Source organism: Aquiflexum balticum DSM 16537, assembly GCF_900176595.1.
In the GTDB taxonomy this organism is placed as follows: domain Bacteria; phylum Bacteroidota; class Bacteroidia; order Cytophagales; family Cyclobacteriaceae; genus Aquiflexum; species Aquiflexum balticum.
The window spans coordinates 4885944-4906320 of record NZ_LT838813.1 but is presented as its reverse complement, the minus strand read 5'-3'; the positions used below and the strand labels follow the sequence as shown (position 1 = coordinate 4906320).

Annotated in this window: 17 protein-coding genes; 14 read left to right on the top strand and 3 right to left on the bottom strand. The window is 42.0% G+C overall.

Annotated features, from left to right (window positions below):
- Window positions 1–7: 7 nt before the first annotated feature.
- From B9A52_RS20775 to B9A52_RS20750, 6 genes are all read left to right on the top strand, one after another.
- Window positions 8–955, top strand: coding sequence for an acetyl-CoA carboxylase carboxyltransferase subunit alpha (locus B9A52_RS20775; protein ID WP_084122417.1), 948 nt, complete (start codon window positions 8–10; stop codon window positions 953–955).
- 89 nt (window positions 956–1044) lie between these two features.
- On the top strand, window positions 1045–1890 hold the full coding sequence (locus tag B9A52_RS20770; RefSeq protein ID WP_084122416.1) for an MBL fold metallo-hydrolase: 846 nt from the start codon (window positions 1045–1047) through the stop codon (window positions 1888–1890).
- Window positions 1880–2683, top strand: a complete 804-nt coding sequence (locus B9A52_RS20765) for a patatin-like phospholipase family protein (RefSeq protein WP_084122415.1) — start codon at window positions 1880–1882, stop codon at window positions 2681–2683. The genes B9A52_RS20770 and B9A52_RS20765 overlap by 11 nt, the downstream gene beginning before the upstream one ends.
- The gene (locus B9A52_RS20760; protein ID WP_084122414.1) at window positions 2680–3240 is read left to right on the top strand and encodes a 1-acyl-sn-glycerol-3-phosphate acyltransferase; all 561 of its coding nucleotides are present in this window, start codon (window positions 2680–2682) and stop codon (window positions 3238–3240) included. Before B9A52_RS20765 ends, B9A52_RS20760 begins: the two co-directional genes overlap by 4 nt.
- 187 nt (window positions 3241–3427) lie before the next feature.
- Complete coding sequence (locus tag B9A52_RS20755) at window positions 3428–4984, top strand: neutral/alkaline non-lysosomal ceramidase N-terminal domain-containing protein (protein ID WP_084122412.1); 1557 nt, start codon at window positions 3428–3430, stop codon at window positions 4982–4984.
- A gap of 186 nt (window positions 4985–5170) precedes the next feature.
- On the top strand, window positions 5171–6028 hold the full coding sequence (locus B9A52_RS20750) for a bile acid:sodium symporter family protein (RefSeq protein WP_084122411.1): 858 nt from the start codon (window positions 5171–5173) through the stop codon (window positions 6026–6028).
- Here the strand turns inward: B9A52_RS20750 and B9A52_RS20745 are convergent.
- A complete protein-coding gene (locus tag B9A52_RS20745) occupies window positions 6003–6740 on the bottom strand; it encodes a pseudouridine synthase (protein WP_231955347.1) in 738 nt (245 codons plus the stop codon). The two genes, B9A52_RS20750 and B9A52_RS20745, sit on opposite strands and share 26 nt — an antisense overlap.
- A gap of 168 nt (window positions 6741–6908) precedes the next feature.
- On the opposite strand from B9A52_RS20745, the gene B9A52_RS20740 reads away from it, so the two are divergent.
- The gene (locus B9A52_RS20740) at window positions 6909–8390 is read left to right on the top strand and encodes a S10 family peptidase (protein ID WP_084122408.1); all 1482 of its coding nucleotides are present in this window, start codon (window positions 6909–6911) and stop codon (window positions 8388–8390) included.
- A 298-nt stretch (window positions 8391–8688) separates the two neighbouring features.
- On the opposite strand, the gene B9A52_RS20735 is transcribed toward B9A52_RS20740, so the two are convergent.
- Complete coding sequence (locus B9A52_RS20735; RefSeq protein WP_084122406.1) at window positions 8689–9564, bottom strand: glutamate--tRNA ligase family protein; 876 nt, start codon at window positions 9562–9564, stop codon at window positions 8689–8691.
- An 80-nt stretch (window positions 9565–9644) separates the two neighbouring features.
- On the opposite strand from B9A52_RS20735, the gene B9A52_RS20730 reads away from it, so the two are divergent.
- Both B9A52_RS20730 and B9A52_RS20725 read left to right on the top strand, forming a co-directional pair.
- Window positions 9645–10334, top strand: coding sequence for a DUF6503 family protein (locus B9A52_RS20730; protein WP_084122404.1), 690 nt, complete (start codon window positions 9645–9647; stop codon window positions 10332–10334).
- A gap of 55 nt (window positions 10335–10389) precedes the next feature.
- On the top strand, window positions 10390–11151 hold the full coding sequence (locus B9A52_RS20725) for a hypothetical protein (RefSeq protein WP_084122402.1): 762 nt from the start codon (window positions 10390–10392) through the stop codon (window positions 11149–11151).
- A gap of 599 nt (window positions 11152–11750) precedes the next feature.
- Here the strand turns inward: B9A52_RS20725 and B9A52_RS20720 are convergent.
- Window positions 11751–12233, bottom strand: a complete 483-nt coding sequence (locus B9A52_RS20720; protein WP_084123629.1) for a PaaI family thioesterase — start codon at window positions 12231–12233, stop codon at window positions 11751–11753.
- Window positions 12234–12332: 99 nt separating this feature from the next.
- Between B9A52_RS20720 and B9A52_RS20715 the strand changes: the two genes are divergently transcribed.
- The 5 genes from B9A52_RS20715 (at window position 12333) to B9A52_RS20695 (ending at window position 19902) form a co-directional block, all read left to right on the top strand.
- Window positions 12333–13142, top strand: coding sequence for a M48 family metallopeptidase (locus tag B9A52_RS20715; protein ID WP_084122400.1), 810 nt, complete (start codon window positions 12333–12335; stop codon window positions 13140–13142).
- 502 nt (window positions 13143–13644) lie between these two features.
- Window positions 13645–14436: a metallophosphoesterase family protein gene (locus B9A52_RS20710; RefSeq protein ID WP_084122398.1), complete on the top strand. Its 792-nt coding sequence runs from the start codon at window positions 13645–13647 to the stop codon at window positions 14434–14436.
- Window positions 14437–14448: 12 nt separating this feature from the next.
- Window positions 14449–14991, top strand: a complete 543-nt coding sequence (locus B9A52_RS20705; RefSeq protein WP_084122396.1) for a phage tail protein — start codon at window positions 14449–14451, stop codon at window positions 14989–14991.
- Window positions 14992–15056: 65 nt separating this feature from the next.
- Window positions 15057–15599: a phage tail protein gene (locus tag B9A52_RS20700; RefSeq protein ID WP_084122394.1), complete on the top strand. Its 543-nt coding sequence runs from the start codon at window positions 15057–15059 to the stop codon at window positions 15597–15599.
- Between the two features lie 46 nt (window positions 15600–15645).
- Window positions 15646–19902, top strand: coding sequence for an HYR domain-containing protein (locus tag B9A52_RS20695; protein WP_084122392.1), 4257 nt, complete (start codon window positions 15646–15648; stop codon window positions 19900–19902).
- Window positions 19903–20377: the final 475 nt, after the last annotated feature.

Here is a 20377-nt window from a genome sequence, read left to right as displayed (position 1 = left end):
ACCGAGTATGCTATTAGAATTTGAAAAACCAATCGCTGATTTGGAGCTTAAGCTTCAGGAAATGAAAGATTTAGCCAAAGGTAGAAACATTGATTTGACTACAGATATTCAGTCTTTGGAAGAAAAGATTCAGACTTTGAAAAAAGAAACGTTCCAACATCTCACGAGGTGGCAAAGGGTACAATTGTCCAGGCATGCAGATAGGCCTTATGCCCTTGATTATATTTATGAAATCACCAATGATTTTATAGAAATCCATGGAGACAGAACGGTAAAAGATGACAAAGCCATGATCGGCGGTCTTGGTGATGTTGATGGTCGTACGGTTATGTTTGTTGGCCAGCAAAAGGGCCGCAATACCAAACAAAGACAGGAACGCAATTTTGGAATGGCCAATCCCGAAGGATATAGAAAGGCTTTGAGGCTGATGAAAATGGCTGAAAAATTTGGTAAGCCTATCGTAACCCTAATTGATACTCCGGGCGCATTTCCAGGCATAGAAGCTGAGGAAAGGGGACAGGGTGAAGCAATTGCTCGAAACCTAAAGGAAATGTTTATGCTCAAAGTACCGGTTATCTGTATCATTATCGGTGAAGGTGCCTCGGGTGGTGCTTTGGGAATAGCAATTGGAGATAAAGTCTATATGTTGGAGAATACTTGGTATTCGGTGATTTCTCCTGAGTCCTGTTCTTCCATCCTGTGGAGAAGTTGGGATTATAAAGAACAGGCGGCAGAAGCCTTGAAATTGACTGCTACGGACATGAAAAGCAATGGTCTGATAGATGGAATCATTGAAGAACCTCTTGGAGGCGCACATAAGGATATGAAAAAGATGTCCCTGACCATCAAGCATACTATCCTCGAAGCATTAAAAGAATTGGATAAAATTAAACCCGAAAAACGAATTGATCAGAGAATTGATAAATTCTGTTCGATGGGTGTATTTGTAGAATAGTCAAAAATCTTTTTTTCCCACAGATCCTTTAATTTCCTTATTTGGAAACATTGGTTTTGTGGGTTTTTTTATTTCCAAAAAATTGAATTATGAAATTGTATGTCATCAATACAGGGTTCTTTAAATTGGATGGAGGTGCCATGTTCGGTGTCGTTCCAAAAGTCCTTTGGTCAAAATCCAATCCTGCCGATGAAAACAATCTTTGTACCTGGGCCATGCGCTGTTTGTTGGTGGAGTCGGGAAGCAGGCTGATTTTAATTGATAACGGGATAGGAAATAAGCAAGACGCAAGGTTTTTTTCACATTATTACCTGCATGGTGACAGTAGTCTTGAAAGTTCTATACAAAGCCATGGATTCAATTTTGACGATATTACAGATAACTTCCTGACACATTTGCACTTTGACCATTGTGGAGGGGGAGTCAGGTACAAAAATGGAAACCCGGGGCAATACGAAATGACATTTCCCCATGCAACCTATTGGTCAAACCATGACCATTGGAAATGGGCAACAGAACCAAATGCAAGGGAAAAAGCCTCTTTTTTGAAAGAAAATATATTTCCGATTCAGGAAAGCGGTCAGTTGAAATTTCTGGATCTGAAAGAAAAGAAATTTGACTCTTCATTTGAATTCCTGACTGCCGATGGACATACGGATAAGCAAATGTTGCCCAAAATCCAATATAAAGGCAGGACGGTTGTTTTTGCAGCTGACCTGTTGCCTTCTGTCGGACATATTCCTTTGCCTTACGTAATGGGATATGATACCCGACCATTGATTACCTTGGAGGAAAAAAAACGTTTTTTGGAAGAAGCGGCATTGAATGATTATGTTCTATTTCTGGAGCATGATCCCGAAAATGAATGCTGCACTGTTAAAATGACTGAAAAAGGCGTACGTTTGGACCAAACATTTACACTAAATGAACTCTGATAGAAAAATTGGAATTGCGCTCTCCGGCGGCGGTGTAAGGGGAGTAGCACATTTGGGTGTGTTAAAGGCCCTTAACCAACATGGCATATTCCCAAACAGGTTCAGCGGTAGCAGTGCAGGTGCCATCGCGGGTGCTTTGTACTGTAGCGGATTGGAACCTGATGAAATCCTGGAGATCATCATCAAAACCAACTATTTCAAATTTATTAAACCCGCCATCAGTTGGACAGGAATCCTTAAAATGGACTCTGTGGAAGAACTCTATTCCAAGTATTTGCCAACAAATAACTTTGCTGATCTGAAAATCCCACTGACTGTGGTAGCAGTCGATATCAAAAGGGCGAAAGTAGTCTATTTTTCGGAAGGGGAACTGATCAAACCATTGATGGCTTCCTCGTGCATTCCTGGCATGTTTGACCCTATGGAAATCAACAACGTGTTTTATGTAGATGGGGGAGTCTTAAACAATCTTCCTGTAGAACCTTTGGAAGGATTCTGTGATACCATTATTGGTGTGAACTGCAACCATCTTCCCATTGAACACAATATCAAAAATATCAAGAGTCTCATCGAAAGGACTGTAATCATGTCTATGAATTACAATGCCTATAGCAGAAAAAACAGTTGTGATTTTTTTATTGAACCTCATGGACTGGCAAGATATGGCGTTTTGGATATTAAAAAAGCCAAAGAAATTTTCGAAGCCGGTTATCAAACTGCAATTGAATTTATTGTTGAAAACCCTGAAATAACAGAACTTGCCGCCAAGAAGAAAAAAGAATTAGAATCATGATGAAATTTTTGTCAAGAATAGTGTTCTGGATCAGTGGTTGGTCCTTAAATATAGGATGGCCGAGTGACCTAAAAAAGGCAGTGCTTATTGCCATTCCCCATACGAGCAACTGGGATATTTTGTATGCCAGGGCTGCGTTTTTTCTGATGGATATCCCTGTCAGGTTTACCATCAAAAAAGAAGTTATGGTAGGTCCGCTGGGTTGGTTGATCAAAAGTTTGGGTGGAATAGCTATTGACAGGAAAAGAATTCCGGGTGGAAGAAAACAGACCTACACTGAAGCCATGGTCAATATGCTGAAAGAATCTGATGAATTGGTCATTATGGTGACTCCTGAGGGTACCCGAAGTTATGCCCCAAAGTGGAAATCAGGATTTTATCATATTGCATTGGGAGCAGATGTTCCGATTGTCATCGGTTATTTGGACTACAAAAAGAAAGAGGCAGGCATTGGACCCATTATTTATCCAAATGGAAATATGGATGAGCAAATGGAGGAAATGAAAGCTTTTGGAAGGACGGTTACAGGCAAGTATCCCGAAAAAGGTATTCGGTAATTTCCTTTTCTTTAAATGTTATTTCATCAAAAAATCTATTTTTCTGCCGGTAATTTCCGGCATTACTAAATTTAATTTACTGAAACCTGCTGATTCAGGAAAATGATCCGAGGTGATTTTATTTGGAGTTCTATCAAAATCAACTTCTATCATTAAATTGTGAAATAATTTAATCCATGCCACGTGTATGAAAAAATGGCTGAAAATATTTCTGATTTCCACTTTGGTCCTGTTCACTTTTATTTTATTGTTTACCCTTTACCAGTTCAGAGATAGGCACGCAGGATATGAAGTAGCTGTTTCCTATTCGCCTTCCAAAGACGTTTTGATCAGTGCAGGCTTTTCAAAAGTTGACATTACACCGACTGATTTTGATACTTGGACAGATCACAATGGTGATGCACGATTCAACGAGAAAGATGGGGATGTTTACCAGGACTTGAATGGCAATGGGGAATTTGACCCCATTTATTTGGCAGGTTTTCATCAAAATAGACCGGCCTCAGGAGTCAATGATCCGCTTTGGGCCAGAACAATGGTCTTGGATGATGGTAATTCCAGGCTGGCAATTTGTGTCATTGATATGATCGGTTTTGGCCATGATGAGGTGGTCACTGTGAGAAAAAGACTGCAAGATTCACTGAATATCGATTATTTGATTATTTCCAGTACCCATGTGCATTCTTCGCCGGATCTGATGGGAATGTGGGGAGTAAATGAATATTCCAATGGAGTCAACGCTGACTATATGGAGTTTGTCATAAAAGGAATTCTCGAATCAGTGGAAAAAGCCACAAATTCATTGGAACCTGCTTTTTTCAGGTTTGCACAGGAAGATGATGCGGCACTGCCATTGGTCGGAGATACCCGGGATCCTCAGGTCTTTGACGCTGCCATCAGAATAATGCAGGTAGTGGGAATGGAAAGCGGTGAAACATTGGGAACTATCATGAATTGGGGGAATCACCCGGAAACCCTTTGGGCCGGAAATACCCTGATCAGTTCTGATTTCCCCCACTACTTTCGGGAATATGTGGAAAATGGTATTGCAGTTAGTGATAGCATTAGTCTCGAAGGACTTGGCGGTGTATCGGTTTTTTTGAACGGTGCACTTGGTGGCTTGATGACAACTCACCCAAGTGTTCCCATTGAGGATCCCTTTTCGGGTGACATATTCCAGGAAGAAAATAATGATAAAATCGATGCGCAGGGTAAGGCGCTTGCCAAGATTGTATTGGAGAAACTGGCAAGTGATGCGGTGACCGAGGTGAAGGCTTCAAATCTCAATATCCGGGCAAAAAGTCTTGAACTATCCCTGGATAATAAGCTTTTCAGGTTGGCAGCATGGATCGGAATTTTCAAAAGAGGATTTACTTCTTGGGGAAAAATAAGGTCTGAAGTGGCCGTTTGGACTTTAGGCCCTGCATCTTTTGTCCATATTCCGGGTGAACTGTACCCTGAGATTCTGAATGGAGGTATAGAGTCACCCGATGGGGCTGATTTTGGGATTGACCCTGTAGAAATCCCTGCTATCAGATCGGTAATGCCCGGACAATTCCGGTTTTTCAATGGCATGTCCAATGATATGATAGGCTATATAGTTCCCAAAAGCCAATGGGATGAAAAACCGCCTTTCACCTATGGAAGGGAAAACAGACCTTATGGTGAAATCAATTCTCTTGGGCCGGAAACTGCCCCGGTGCTTCATAAACTGGTTTTGGAATTGTTGGAGGATTTAAGGTAAGAATCAGAGATTTGTAAACGGTTATTGCTCTTTTTGAATCCTGATTTCAGACCAATCTTTTTGTGATTTTTATATTCAAGGCTCTGAAATTTTCAATCTGAGTATTTATCTGTATCAAGTTTCGATTTATATCCTTATTTTCATTTCCAAAAATCACTGACCCAAAACCCCTAACCCAAAACCACCATGCAGGACAGCATTTTGACAGCAGTTTTTCTTCCCTTAGCACTGGCATTTATTATGCTTGGCATGGGCTTATCGCTTTCGATCAAGGACTTTAAGAACATCTTTGTTTACCCCAAAGCCATGATTCTTGGCCTTTCAAACCAATTGATTTTGTTGCCCATATTTGGATTTGCTCTGGTGCAGGTATTTGGTTTGACCGGCGCTTTGGCGGTAGGAGTGATGATTCTGGCAGCTTGTCCCGGAGGGGCTACTTCAAACCTTATTACACATCTTTCCAAGGGTGATATTGCGCTTTCGATCAGCTTGACAGCGGTAAGTTCCTTCATAACAATTGTCACGATCCCGATCATTGTCAATTTTGCGATTGCTTATTTTGGAGAAGAGGGGAGTATTCAGCTTCCTGTATTGGAAACTATTATTCAGATTATGGGTGTGACCGTAGTCCCTGTTTCCATTGGGATGTTTTTAAAGAAGAGGTTCCCTATCTTGGCAATCAAAGCTGATAGGCCTGTCAGGATAGCTTCGGCTGTGATTTTTGCAGCTGTTTTGATTGCGGCGATACTGAAAGAAAGGGATTCGATCGTTGAATATTTTATCCTTACCGGACCAATTATGCTCGCCCTGAATATACTGACCTTAGTAGTCGGGTTTTTTCTAGCCACGGTATTTTTACTTCCCAAAAGACAACGGCTTACCATTGCTATAGAATCGGGAATCCAAAATGGTACTTTGGGAATTATGATTGCAGCGACCTTATTGAAAAATTCGGAAATGACTATTCCAATTGCCATTTATAGTCTGATTATGTTTATGACCTCTGCATTGATAATAATCATGGCAAGCCGGAAAAGGGTCTAGGAATTTCCAACTTCAAGCCCAATGCAGCGATCATTTTATTAAAATGCTCCGGTAAACCTGCTTCAATTTTCACCAAGGTTTGGGAGTAGGGGTGGATAAATTGCAGTTGCCAGGCATGGAGGAGGAGATTGTTCATTTCAAAATGGGATCTAAAAAAATTATTCTGCTTGTTATCCCCATGGGTAGAATCTCCGATCACATAATGCCTGTCATGTGCCAAATGTCTCCTGATCTGATGCATTCTTCCGGTATGGGGATAGACTCTCAAAAGGGAATACCTGCTTGTGGGATATTTGGGCGAGGATGGATAAGGTATTTCGGCTTCTGAAATTGACCAATAAGAAGTCCGGGCATCCTGAAGTTCTCCGTAAAGTTTTTTCTTCAGTGGTTGATCAATCACACCATGTTTTTCAGTCATATATCCCCTAACAATACAGAGATAATATTTTTTTACATCTTCGGTGGGAAACAAAGGCTGAAGCCTGGAAGCTGCATCAGAGGATTTTGAAAACAGCAAAGCTCCTGAGGTAGGCCTGTCAATCCGATGAAGGGGATAGACCTTTTGCCCGATCTGATCCCGGAGGATCTGAATAGCTAAAAGTTCTGTTTCTTCATTTGCAAGGTTGGTTTTATGGACCAATACACCCGCAGGTTTGTTGATACAGATATAAAAATCGTCTTCATAGATTATTTCCAAAATTGGTTTTTCCACAGGCATGTTGATTTTAAAATGTTGGCAAAAGTAAATTGTTTGGACCAGACTCCTGAGGGATTTTTAATTTTATATCCCACTTATCCTGCCCAAAATCAATTTGTATAAATACATAAGTGAGTTTTTTCAAATCAATTATATTAGACCAAGATTTAGACCGTAACAATTATGAAAAAACAAGTATTGACTTTATGCCTGATGATTTTGACCCTAAGCTGGGTCATGGCGCAGGAAACAAGAGACGTTAGAGTGGAATCGGCCTCTGTAACCAACGGTGAGGTGAGCATTAAAGGGAAGCGCGTTCCCTATAAAGCTACAGCTGGTACCATGCCGGTTTGGAATGAAGATGGCAAGCCCATTGCCACGTTGTTTTTCACCTATTATGAAAGAACAGATGTGAGTGACAAAGCTTCACGTCCCTTGGTTTTCTCCTTCAATGGAGGTCCGGGATCGGGATCATTATGGATGCATTTGGCCTATACCGGGCCATTTAAACTGAACATTGATGAGGAAGGCTACCCGCTACAGCCTTATGGGGTGAGTCAAAATCCACACAGTATTCTTGATGTGGCGGATATTGTTTACATAGACCCGGTCAATACCGGCTATTCCAGGATTCTGGACAAAGAAGTACCAAGATCTACTTTTTTTGGAGTCAATGCTGATATCAAATACCTGGCTGATTGGGTGAAGACCTTTGTTACCAGGCAGAACAGATGGCCATCACCGAAATATCTTATTGGTGAGAGTTATGGTACCACAAGGGTTGCGGGATTGGTGAATGAATTACAAAATGCACATTGGATGTATTTCAATGGGGTCGTGTTGGTTTCTCCCACTTCTATGGGACTGGACAGAAGCGGACCTGTAGCCAAGGCAAATTATCTTCCATATTTCGCAGCTACCTCTTGGTATCACAAAGTCCTTCCGGCAGATTTACAGCGCAAAGACCTTGATGAAATCCTTCCTGAAGTAGAAAAATATACACTTGAAGTAGTTATTCCGGCTATTTCCAAGGGAGGTTCCCTTGACCCGAATGAGAGAAAAGAAATTGCCAAGAAGATGGCCTACTATTCCGGATTGAGTGAGCAGGTAATATTAAACCATGCATTGGCAGTTCCTACCAGTTTCTACTGGAAAGAGTTGATGCGGGACAAAGGTTTGACCATAGGAAGATTGGACAGCCGATACAGAGGCATAGACAGAACTGATGCCGGAGAAAGGTACGATTATGATCCGGCCCTGACTTCCTGGAACCATGCCTTTTCACCCGCCATGAATATTTATGCCAAAAATATATTGAAGTATGATACTGACCTGACTTATTATTTGTTCGGGCCGGTACAGCCTTGGGACAGGAGCAATGACAATTCAGGCATGCAATTGGCACAGGCCATGTTGCAGAATCCTTATCTGCATGTAATGACCCAATCAGGCTATTTTGACGGGGGTACGGATTATTTCAATGCCAAATACAACATGTGGCAAATGGATCCGGCAGGCAAAATGCAGGACAGATTTAGCTTCAAAGGTTATAGAAGCGGTCATATGATGTACTTGCGTGCCGAAGATCTTGCCACTTCCAACGAGGACATCAGACAGTTTATCCAAAGGACCTTGCCAGGCAAAGGAGTTCCTGCCAAATATTGATAAAAAATACCTTTGGGGATTTCAAAACCCCAAAAGTTTCACCAAAGACCTTTGAGGTTTTATTTCAAACCTCGAAGGTCTTTTACTTTTAGTAAGATTTTAAAAAGGTTTTTGGCATCTCTGAATGCCGTTATGGGATCAAAAGTGTCAAAAGCTTCTCCCGTCTTTTCGATAGAAAGGAGAAATCTGTAAAGCCTCAGGGGTTAGACTTCTCCTGCCGTCGAAGTGACAAGGCAAAGTTTGAATATTCACTTGAATGCTTTTTTTAGATCAAAGTTTAAACTTCCTCCTATCCGGATCAAACAAACTTCCCGAAAGCATCCAAACTGTTGATTTTTTCCCTGATTCCCAGCCATTCACCTATCATGCTGTAAACATCCTCCTTCTTCTTTCCCGATTTCCGCAAAAACTGTATAGAAGTCGCACCGGCTGATTTGGAGAGTTTTTGTCGGTTTGGATCTTGGATAAGGGGATGATGGTAAAAGGTGTTTTGGGAAAAAGTATTGGGTTCCAAAGCATCTGATAAAAGGACCTGGGCCAAAGTAGAACCCCAAAGATCTTTTCCCCGCACAATCAGGTCTACGCCAAAGTGCAGGTCATCTACGACAGAAGTCAATTGGTAGGCAGGCAGACCATCTTTTTTGCGGACGATAAAATCCGTCAGAATTCCCGGAAGTTTCCCGATCAAATGACCTTCATGCAGATCTTTGAATCTGATGTCCTGATGCATATCAGCTTGATATCTCCAGGCAACTTCCTTATTATCATAGGGAAGGTTTCTGTTTCTGCAAAAGCCGGTGTAAAATCCTTTTGGATTCATCTTTTCTATTTTCTTCCGACTGCAATCACAAGCAAACAGTTTTTTGTTCTTTTTCAGATTCTCCATGGCATTGACATACAGGTCAAGTCTTTTGGTCTGCGAATAATTCGCCTTGAAATCAGCGGCATTTTTGGGGCCCAAGTCATAGGGCAATTCCATAAAATCCAGGTTGTCAAAAATATCCTGGATGAATTTTGTCTTGACCCTTTCTCTATCCATATCATCTATTCTCAACAGAATCCGGGCCTGGTGCTTTTTGGCTAAATGATAGGTCAGGATAAATGAATAAATATTCCCTAAGTGTAGAAAGCCACTGGGAGTCGGTGCGTACCTGGTAAGCTTAAAGGCTGTCATTCAGCTTTATAATTTAGGTTTTGGGATTCTGAATAAATTTAAGAACTTCAAGGCAATTAAATAGCATAAAATATTCCTTTATGAAAAGTATAAAATCCGGAATTTTGTGGCTTTGTCTGATCGTTGGGTTTACTTCTTGTCAGCCTTCGCTTTCGGGATCTGAACTGATCAAAAAATCGATACAATACCATGATCCAATGGATGAATGGAAAAATATCAACCATCTTTTTTATTTTTCTGATATAAGGCCCGGAAAAACCAGCAGACATTATCAGGTAAGCATGGATATATCCGAGAATTACTTCAGGTATATAAACGAAGGCGAAGAGTTGGTTTATGAAATATCAAATGAAGAATGTCTTTCTGACAAACCGGAAAGCCCAAACTGTGAAAGGGGCCTGATGCTCAGAGACTATTACATGTATTTATGGGGACTTCCCATGAAGCTTATGGATCCGGGCACAGCCATTACCAAGGAATTCCAAAGAGAAACAATCAATGATATAGAAGCCTATGTGGTGCAGGTACCTTATGAAAAGGATGTGTGGTATTTCTATCTTCACCCTGAAAACTATTCCCTTATAGCTTATAAGTTCTACAAGGATGAGCCAAAGGCCATCGGAGAAATCATTTACCTCGAGGGGGAAATCAATATCGGTGAAATGAAAATACCTGCAAAAAGATCTTGGTACAGAACTGAAAATGATGAATTTCTCGGGACTGATTTTTTGTTGAAAACCGAAGCACGCAGCAAGGTGAAACCGGATTAATATTTTTTAACTCCTGAAATTTTACAAGTTGATCGGTGTTGGGTAATTTTACAAGGTGAAAAAAAATATCTTTACACTTTTCATAGTTTTTATTTGCTTTCAACATTATTCCAATGCGCAGGTTGTCACTGGCAATGTCATTGATGGATTGGATAAGGGTTTTTTGGAGAAGGTATGGGTAATCAACCTTCAAAACAGTGACAGCAGCATGACCAACGAAAGGGGCTATTTCAGAGTCAAAGCTTCAAAAGGGGACAGTCTTTTGGTTTACCGTCCTTATTTCATTCCCAAAACATTGGTAGTAGGTGAGGAAAGGCATATTCTGACGGATATTTATCTGGACGCCAGGACGCTGCCGAGATTTGATTTGTATGGAGAGGAGATTGTAATCCCCTTTCGGGTAGGCAATCAATCCAGTATGCGGGGATTGGGTGACAGACCTGCAGGTCCCGGCAAGATTTATTCCGGACTTGCCAACAATGAATCCCTGCAACCGGGATTTACCTTGGACGGTCCCATATCCTATTTTATGAAAAGTGAACGCCAAAAGCGCGAATATGCCAGAAAACTGGCCTTTATGGCCCGGCAAAAAAACTATCTGGAGCTCATCCAATCAGATTCAGTAATGTACGCCCTAAAAACAGAATACAACCTGACCAATAAAGACATGGATGATCTGATCATTGAATTCAATCTTCAGAACATCAGCCATCAGTTTGTCGATATGGACTATGAAAAGGTAGAGCGATTGCTCATAGATTTTCTGGACAGAAAGATGAGGCATGGCCGGCAGATTCCCGGGGAGAGGAGAGATTAGGTTGGGGGAGGGTAGATTTTTGATTTAAGATTTGGCTCAGTGAATTCTTAGGTCCCGTAATTCAGAACGAGCTTTATGAAATCCGAAATCTACCAAGAAACCTTCAGCGAAGAGAGGAATCTCCTTAGAATTATGGGATTATCTTCTATCAATAATGACCGATGTTGGATGACCGATGACCGATGTTGGTTCGGTGAATTCTTAGGTCCCGTCATTCAGAACGAGCTTTCTCAAATCCGGTATTTGGAATGAAACCTTTTGCGAAGTGAAAGCCTGCCCCGTCCCGATAGCTATCTTGATTAGGGAAATCCCCAAAACCTCAGGGGAGATGTAGACCTCTCCTGACGTCGAGGTGACAAGGCAAAGTTCTTTACAGCCTTGAATGCATTTTTACAGTTCAAAGGTATAAAACCCCAAATTTATTATGGGTAACTAGCTGACTCACATACATTATTTGAAAAGAAACCCTTCAGCGAAGTGAAAGCCTGCCCCGTCCCGATAGCTATCTTGATTAGGGAAATCCCCAAAACCTCAGATTCAACAAGCCCCCCTCTTCAACAAATCAAAAATCTAAAATCTACCTTCTAAAATCTTAAATCCTATCCTTCCTTCCTCTTAAACGACCAAGTCACATAAAACTTAGCTACCACTTCTCCGTCTTGGTTTTTGCCGGTGGAAATCATGGTCAGGGTTCCGGTACCGCCGGGCTTTAAGCCATCGATCAGATCGTGGAGTTCTTTGCCCTGATTACAGACAAAGGTGATTTTTTGATTTGCCTTTTTGTGGTATTCAGCGCGGAAATCCACCACCAGCATGCTGAATTTTCCTTTCCCGGCCATAGCCAACTGACACAGCGCCCCGGTACTCAATTCCCCGGCACCTGCCATGGCCGCAAAATAGATGGATTTGAAAGGATTTTGACTTCTCCAGAAAAAGGGAATGCTCACCCAACATTCCTCAGGAGTTATTTTCTTGATCTTTATTCTCCAAAAAACCAACGAGGGTAATTTGAAAAGCATTGCCCACCAATAAATAAAAGGGTTGTTCATTCTTTTCAGGTATTTCTTGGCTTCAGGCGTCATAAGAATTTTGATTTTATTGTTCGTCAAATTAAGCAAAAAATTAAATTCCCTTTTTGAAATGGCATCTTTTTTGGTCAAATTCGGGCAAAATATAAGTATATGTTAAAGAAGTTAATTTTTCTGTTTGCTTTGGGAATCGTCATGTATTCCTGTGCCAAAGTTCCCATGAGCGGGAGAAATCAGTTGGTTTTGGTCGACAATGAGGAATTGTTGCCCATGGCATTTGTCCAATACAATGATGTATTGAAAGAAAATAAAATTGTGACCAATACAGCAGAAGGCCAAATGGTGGTGCGTGTAGGGAAAAGGATCGCTGAAGCGGTTAAAGTTTACATGACCGAACAGGGTTTGGAGAAGGAATTACAGGGTTTTGCCTGGGAGTTCAATCTGATTGAGGATGACATCGTAAATGCCTGGTGTATGCCCGGCGGTAAAGTTGCCTTTTACACAGGGATCATGCCGATCTGCCAGGATGAAGCGGGTGTAGCGGTGGTCATGGGACATGAAGTAGCCCATGCTATTGCCAACCACGGCAGAGAAAGGATGTCAAACGGGATGTTGCTCAATGGATTGATCGGAACAGCCCAAGCTGCCATGGGGCAAAATCCTACTTTGACTCAAAATCTTTTCCTACAGGCTTTTGGAGTAGGCGGTCAGTTGGGTATGTTGACTTTTTCCAGGACACATGAATTGGAAGCAGATCAGTTGGGACTGAATTTTATGGCTTTGGCCGGATATGACCCAAGGGTAGCTCCCGGTTTTTGGGATAGAATGAGTCAGGGAAAAACAGGTGAAGAGCCGCCTGAATTTCTTTCCACGCACCCCGGGCCAAAAAGAAGAAAGGATGAACTGAACAATGCCATGCCAAAGGCGATGGAGTATTATGAGAAGAGTAATAAGGTGAAGTAGGGGGTAGAAGGTGAGTGTACCAAGTACCATGTACCAAGTACCATGACCGGGTTCACATCAAGGTACAGATTGGCTGTCGACTGAAACATATTTGATAGTTTGTTAATATCTGTGGATAGATAATAGTTGGGGAGAACTCAAGAAAGATAATAGCATAAAGCCCGATCTGATGGTCGGGCTTTTGTTTTTTTAATTTAAATTCAAATAGGTTTTAGGTAAGAGATAGTTTTCCAATTAAGGGTGAAGTCTTCCTTAAGGATTTAATTATTCCCTGTTTTTGAAGTTTCCGTTCATGCTCAATTTTTCTGGGGAAATAAAACCATACGTTGGGACAGAAAAAGGAGGCGTTCGTCCTAGGTTATGGTTTACGGTGTTTGATTTTCATTAATTTTAATTAGGGTTAAACATGGTTTATACCGACCTCCAAGATCTCCTAATTACTGTCCATAGGTAGGAAAACCGCGCTATTTATGGGTTATATCTTAAAATAAACACCTCAAATATGAATTTCTCCAGAAGATTGTTTTTAAAGAAATCAATTGCTGCCTCTGTGGTTTCCGCATTGATTCCTATTCCTTCGGCAGTATTGGCTTTGGGAGACTCCAAGTCAATCAGCTGGGTTCAAGTCAGTTCAGAAATGGATGGTGAGACCATAAGGAATCTCATCGAATCCAGCTACGTAAGGAAATCTTCCCCGATTTTTGTCAGTACTGGTAGGTATAGCGGTGCAAAGGAAATGATGACTGATTTGTCTTCGAAACCTATTACCCAGCTGATCAATTTTGACCCCAGTCTTTTGCAACTTTCCGAGGAAGATTTGCAAAAGAGAATTGCCGACACACCGTACCCCCTTATCAATTCTAATTTTGAAAAAAGTTCAAGATGCGCATTGTCTGCTCTTAAGGAAAAGTTGATTATCAAGTTGAATGGAGAAAAGATGGGCGTATTAGGTATAGCATTTACAGGAAGTAACCAAAGTATCACCCAAATTCTCAACATAATCCAATCAAAAAGTCAAGAATTGAAAAATGAAGGATGTGATAAGGTCATTTGTTTGTTGGAAAACCCCAAAGATGTTTTTCCTTATTTGGGTTACAGGGACTTCGTAGAAAACAGCCAAAATGTCGATTGGTTTTTTACAGATTCAGATAAGTCAGATAAATCAAAGTGCTTTTCATTTAGAAACAAAGATAATCAGGAGGTATTCCTTCAAGTCCATTCCGAAAATTCCAAAAATTTAGGAGTTACTACTATTAACATGTATCAAGGAATTTTTAATCACTACATCATTTAATTAAATAAAACAATGGAGCCATTTGTAGGACAAATCATAGAAACCCCATACAATTTTGCCCCTCTAGGCTGGGCATTTTGTGACGGTTCTCTCTTAGCAATTTCAGAAAATGACGCTTTATTCGCATTGATAGGCACCACCTATGGGGGAGATGGCCAAACAACCTTTGCGCTGCCCGATCTCAGGGGACGCATGGCGATCCATGTGGGTCAGGGACCAGGTTTGCCTTTTTATAGCCTGGGTGAAAGAGCGGGGGCAGCCACTACCACTTTATCAGTAAACAACATTCCTCCTCACAACCATCCAATTCAAGCTTCATCAGCAGATGGAACCCAATCCAATCCTAGCGGAGCATTCCCCGCCAATGCCAATGTGGTACCTGAGCGGGGAGCAGATCCTGTAGGGGTCGATGCTTATGCTACAAGTGCTAATGGAACTATGGCTCCTGGCGTGGTTGGCAATTCAGGAGGGGGACAAGCATTCAACAATATGCCTCCCTATTTGGCAGTGAATTATATTATTGCACTCTTTGGAATTTTTCCTTCAAGATCTTGAATTCAAGAAAAAAACATAAAAATTATCTTTTGAATTATTCTCTTACAATTTAAACAAATAAAAAAATGGAACCTTTTCTAGGACAAATCATGATGGTAGCCTTCGATTTTGCACCGCGAGGCTGGGCATTATGCAACGGTCAGCTTTTATCTATTTCCCAAAATCAAGCTTTATTTTCGTTGCTGGGCACTACCTATGGTGGCAATGGTACAACAACCTTTGCGCTGCCCGATCTTAGGGGACGTATGGCGCTCCATCCGGGTCAGGGACCAGGTTTGCCGCCTTATACTCTGGGTGAAAGAAGTGGGTCACCTACTACCACTTTACTGGTAAGCAACCTCCCGCCTCATAGCCATCCTATTCAGGCTTCATCAGCAAATGGGACCCAATCAGATCCTATTGGCGCATACCCTGCCAATGCTAATGTGGTACCGGAGCGGGGAGCAGATCCTGTAGGGGTCGATGCTTATGCTACAAGTGCTAATGGGACTATGGCTCCTGGCGTGGTTGGAAATTCAGGAGGGGGGCAACCATTCAACAATATGCCTCCCTATTTGGCAGTAAATCATGTTATTGCTCTTCAAGGTATTTTCCCTTCCAGGTCATAAGGCCAGAGATTGAATAAATTTCTTTCATCATTTTAAAGCAACTGCCATGAAACTTGTATACCCAAGACAATTATTTATATTCATCGTGATTTTGTTTGCTTGGTCCCGGCAAGGTTTCGGGCAGCAAACTACCGTTAATTTTGACGGCTACACCGAAAACCAAGGGCTTTCTAATCCGCATGTGGAGGGAGAATTGAGGTTTGAGGCAATTAAAGGTGCTTCGGCTACATGCACGGTCTGCATTGGAATAGATATAAATGAAGGAAAAAACCTTGGTCCTGGATTAGATGACAGTAACCAAGAAATAGGAGGCATCATTGGCTGGAAAATATCCCGCGCCGACGATGCCTCTTTTCAGTTTTTAAGTATTTGGCTTCAGGATCGGGACATTTCAAATGCTTTGGGGACATCGGATGCCGGAACAATCAAAGCATTTAAGGGCGGTGCACAGGTAGGAAGTACAAAAGCCATCAATTTTGATAGTGGAACCTCAGGCCTTAAAACTTTTGCCACTGACCCTGATTTTTTTGATGTGGACCATATTTTAATAGAGGGGTCGGATCTTTTTTTGATTTTAGATGATGTTACTTACAATGTTCCATTCATGGATGGGAGTGATTCAGCGCCAACAGTTTTGGCGGTTAACCTGATTGGTGCTCCGATTAGTACAGCCACTTCAGTTACTTATAATGTAGAATTTTCAAAAATTGCGGAAAATGTCAGTGTAGATGATTTTGAATTGACCAATACTGGAACTGCTACCGGAACAATAGCTTCTGTTTCAGGGTCAAATGCAACGTATTCGGTTCTTATCACAGGATTATCCGGTGAAGGTAACATTAGGTTGGATATTAAAGCAGGTACGGACATATCGAATGAAAATAATGTAACCGGTACAGCTGCCTTCACCTCAGGCCAAATACATCATGTTAGTCCATGCCTGATCGAGGATTTTGAAGATGAAACTGATGCCAGTAAATCATTTTCTATTGGTGCGAATAATTTTTCGATTACAGGAAATTTAGAGGTCCATACAGAAACACCTACAATTGGGATCAATGGGTCCCGATATGTATTGCTGAATACAGGACTTGGGCCTTATGTAATCAATTCTCTGTCGAGTGATATCAACCTAAAGAAATTTGCGGTTTTTCTTTCCTCAGACGCTGATGGTAATAATCCTACAAATGATGGAAGTATTACAGTAATTGGAAAGAAAGATGGTTCCCAAGTTTATTCCATTACAAAATCATCCGGATTCCCGGAAGACTTTAGTGCAAATAGCGGGTATTACATTTTTGATTTAAGGACAGAAGGTGGGGCAGATAATTCCACAATCCTCATCGATCAATTGGAGATTTCTTTGGGATCAGCCTTCCAATATATAAACATAGATAATTTCGAATTCTGTCTGGATTTGGATGCCATAGCCCCTGTCATCAGCGACTGTCCAACAGACATCAGCGTGTCCAACGCAGAGGGTGTTTGCAGCGCCGCAGTCACTTGGACTGCTCCGACAGCCTCGGACGACAGTGGTTCAGTGAGCTTCACCAGTAATTTTGAACCCGGTGCGGTATTCCCTGTGGGCACAACAGAAGTGATCTACACCGCTACCGATCCAGCGGGCAATCAGGCTACCTGTAGCTTCAACGTTACTGTCAATGATATTACCCCTCCAGTTTTAGTGGTTCAAGATGTCACTTATTCACTGCCAAGTGGAGGATTCTTTTTACTTTCAAGGGAATTGATTTTTCAGGATATTATTGTCAAGAGTCAAGACAACTGTGGAATATTCGAAGGTGAAAATGACATTGAAATAACAAAGGTATTTTTTGACTGTGAAGAAATTGGAGACAATGAAATGTCTATTAAAATTAAAGACATTAATGGTAATGTAACTAGCAGTTCATTCATTCTTACAATAACCGATCCAATAGCCATTTGCAACCAGCCACCAGTCGCAGTAGCAAAACCTCTCACGGTCTCTGCCGATGCAAATTGTGAGGGTTCGGCTACCGCCGTTGATTTTGATGGAGGTTCGACTGATGCCGATGGCGATCAGCTTTCCTTCTCAGTAAGTCCTGTTGGACCTTATCCATTGGGTGTGACCAACGTAAAGCTGAGTGTGAGTGATGGATTTGTAACAAGTCAGGCTTCAACAACGATTACCGTCAAAGATACAACCCCCCCGGTCGTCACCTGCCAAAATATCGAAGTGGCCCTTGGTGCCGATGGGACCTTCTCGATCAATAGCGCGAATTTTATCTTCGACAATATCCTGACCTCCTACACAGATAATTGTACCACGGCTCCCAGTACCGTTGGCATCACCAAAAGTAACTTCGATTGCAATGACCTCGGGGCCGATGTCCCCGTCACCATCTTTATCCGGGACGGAAACGGTAATGAGACAGCCTGTAGCTTTACTGTCAAGGTTACCGACCCATTGGATGTTTGCAACCAGCCTCCGGTCGCAGTTGCTAAACCTCTTACAATCTCTGCAGATGCAAATTGTGAGGGTATTGCTACCGCTGCTGATTTTGATGGCGGTTCCTTTGACCCCGACGGCGATGTGATTTCCTTTGGCGTGTTTCCTGCTGCGCCTTACTCTTTGGGTACAACTTCTGTAACGCTTATGGTTACCGATAGCAAAGGTGCAACCAGTACAGCAACTACTACCATTACTGTGGAAGATAAAACCGATCCGGTAGTAACTGTTCCGGCTAATATTCTGGTGGAAAATGATCCCGGTCAATGTGGTGCTATCGTTACCCTCACTGCCAGCGCCAGTGATAATTGTTCTGGTATTACCTTAGTTATGAATGTTGATGATGGCAAAGATATCTTCACACGTATCACGACTCCTTTAACGGGAGATGCCTTCTTCCCGGTGGGAACAACTACCGTAACTGTAGATGCCACAGATGCGGCTGGAAATAAAGCCATCCAAAAGAGCTTTACCGTAACAGTAATAGATAGTGAAGCCCCGGTGATCACGGTGATTACACCGACACCAACGGCAGTACTTGGCTTGACAAACACGGTTACGCTACTTGCTACTGATATTTTTGCCGCGACCGATAAATGCAGTGGAGATTTGGTGTTTAGCCCAACAGTTTTCACGTTTGATTGCGACGACCTGGGAGAAAATATTGTTTCTGTATCTGTAACAGATGCCGCCGGCAATACAGCCAATGCCAATGCCACGGTGACTATCAGCGATAATGTAGCGCTGAGCATTGATGCTTCTGAGTCAGGCACTCCTGTTCCATTAGGAAGTGATGCCGTTCTAAAAGCAACTGTATCACCGGCTGTGGAGGGAGTAGAGGTAACATTCTCCTTAGATAATGGAACCTATGAAAAAACTGCTTTAACTGATGGTTCCGGTATTGCAGCAATAACTGTTTTGGCTGCTGAGTTAGGTGCCGTTCCAGTTGTCTATAAAGTATCAGCTACTATAGTTGAATGTACTGGACTTGTCGAATCAGTGGCTTATCTACCTATTTTTGATCCAAACGGAAACTTCGTAACTGGTGGAGGTTGGATTATGTCTCCTGTCGGTGCGTACAAGGCAGACGAAAGCCTAACAGGTAAAGCGAACTTTGGATTTGTATCTAAGTACAAGAAGGGTTCAAACCGTGTGGATGGAAATACTGAATTCCAATTCAAAGCCGGAGATTTAAACTTCAAGTCCACGTTGCATGAATCAGGCACCTTGGTGATTTCCGGCAAGAAAGCCACCTACAGGGGTGAAGGAACGATCAATGATGTTCCGGGATATAATTTCACCTTGGTTGCTTTGGACGGAAACTTTAATGGCGAATCAAATCCGGATCAGTTCAGGATCAAAATCTGGGGTGCATCAGGTATTGTCTATGACAATGGATTGGGCGCGGATGACAACTCGGATGTTTCGACTGTTCTGGGCGGTGGATCCATTACAATTCACGAGGCCAAAGGCAAAGGTAAAGATGTCAGGAGGGAGATCACTGATCCGACAGATGAGGAGTTGGAAAATTCATTTGAAGATATGGAGCTTTCAGATGAACCAAGTGTAGGCGAATTCCGACTTTATCCAAACCCTGCCCAAAAAGAAACATCGGTAATGGTGGATCTGGATCAGGGAGCGACAGTGGCCATCCGCATCTATGATGCAGTAGGTAGATTGGTTCTGGAAAATGAAGCATATAGAGAAGAAAGCTTTGTGCAGACCTTTAACCTGGATGGCCTGGCTGCAGGATTCTATACCGTACAGGTGAAAGCTGGAGATATCTTGATGATCAAGCGATTGATTAAAGAGTAAACAGACTAGCAGTTTGATTTTAATCCCGCCTTTGACAAGGCGGGATTTTTTTTGTTTTTTTCTTATTGGGCTAAAGGCATTGTGCTTTGCTTTGAATAATCCATAAGGTGGGGCAAAACCGTTGGCTTATATTGTTTTCTGCAATCCTTCGGCCAAAGGAGGATCCAAACCATAGAAATCAAATAGATGAAGCCTCATCCCGAACCATTCGAGGACTGAAGTTTTCCCAGCCTTTTTGGGATCAAACCTTCCCTTTTTTTGGCGGAAAGCCTGATTCACTTTTGATATTATTTCGGCCAAAAACCGGAGACGTTTTGCTGTTCAATGCCCCCGGGTTGCGTTCCTTACCCGGGGCTACCCATATTTGATCCCTATGGGATAATTATTTAATTCAAACTATTTTTTAGATGGCCCTGAAATGGCAGTCTTGAGAAAGGGGGAATTGAAAATTCCAAAAATAAGTAGGTAGGGACGG

What these genes read in the sequence shown, in the direction of transcription:
- B9A52_RS20760 (WP_084122414.1), top strand. Translation starts at nt 2,680, where the DNA reads ATGATGAAATTTTTGTCAAGAATAGTGTTCTGGATCAGTGGTTGGTCC.
- B9A52_RS20730 (WP_084122404.1), top strand. Translation starts at nt 9,645, where the DNA reads ATGAAAAGTATAAAATCCGGAATTTTGTGGCTTTGTCTGATCGTTGGG.
- B9A52_RS20750 (WP_084122411.1), top strand. Translation starts at nt 5,171, where the DNA reads ATGCAGGACAGCATTTTGACAGCAGTTTTTCTTCCCTTAGCACTGGCA.
- B9A52_RS20770 (WP_084122416.1), top strand. Translation starts at nt 1,045, where the DNA reads ATGAAATTGTATGTCATCAATACAGGGTTCTTTAAATTGGATGGAGGT.
- B9A52_RS20700 (WP_084122394.1), top strand. Translation starts at nt 15,057, where the DNA reads ATGGAACCTTTTCTAGGACAAATCATGATGGTAGCCTTCGATTTTGCA.
- B9A52_RS20715 (WP_084122400.1), top strand. Translation starts at nt 12,333, where the DNA reads ATGTTAAAGAAGTTAATTTTTCTGTTTGCTTTGGGAATCGTCATGTAT.
- B9A52_RS20765 (WP_084122415.1), top strand. Translation starts at nt 1,880, where the DNA reads ATGAACTCTGATAGAAAAATTGGAATTGCGCTCTCCGGCGGCGGTGTA.
- B9A52_RS20755 (WP_084122412.1), top strand. Translation starts at nt 3,428, where the DNA reads ATGAAAAAATGGCTGAAAATATTTCTGATTTCCACTTTGGTCCTGTTC.
- B9A52_RS20735 (WP_084122406.1), bottom strand. Translation starts at nt 9,564, where the DNA reads ATGACAGCCTTTAAGCTTACCAGGTACGCACCGACTCCCAGTGGCTTT.
- B9A52_RS20775 (WP_084122417.1), top strand. Translation starts at nt 8, where the DNA reads ATGCTATTAGAATTTGAAAAACCAATCGCTGATTTGGAGCTTAAGCTT.
- B9A52_RS20705 (WP_084122396.1), top strand. Translation starts at nt 14,449, where the DNA reads ATGGAGCCATTTGTAGGACAAATCATAGAAACCCCATACAATTTTGCC.
- B9A52_RS20710 (WP_084122398.1), top strand. Translation starts at nt 13,645, where the DNA reads ATGAATTTCTCCAGAAGATTGTTTTTAAAGAAATCAATTGCTGCCTCT.
- B9A52_RS20695 (WP_084122392.1), top strand. Translation starts at nt 15,646, where the DNA reads ATGAAACTTGTATACCCAAGACAATTATTTATATTCATCGTGATTTTG.
- B9A52_RS20720 (WP_084123629.1), bottom strand. Translation starts at nt 12,233, where the DNA reads ATGACGCCTGAAGCCAAGAAATACCTGAAAAGAATGAACAACCCTTTT.
- B9A52_RS20740 (WP_084122408.1), top strand. Translation starts at nt 6,909, where the DNA reads ATGAAAAAACAAGTATTGACTTTATGCCTGATGATTTTGACCCTAAGC.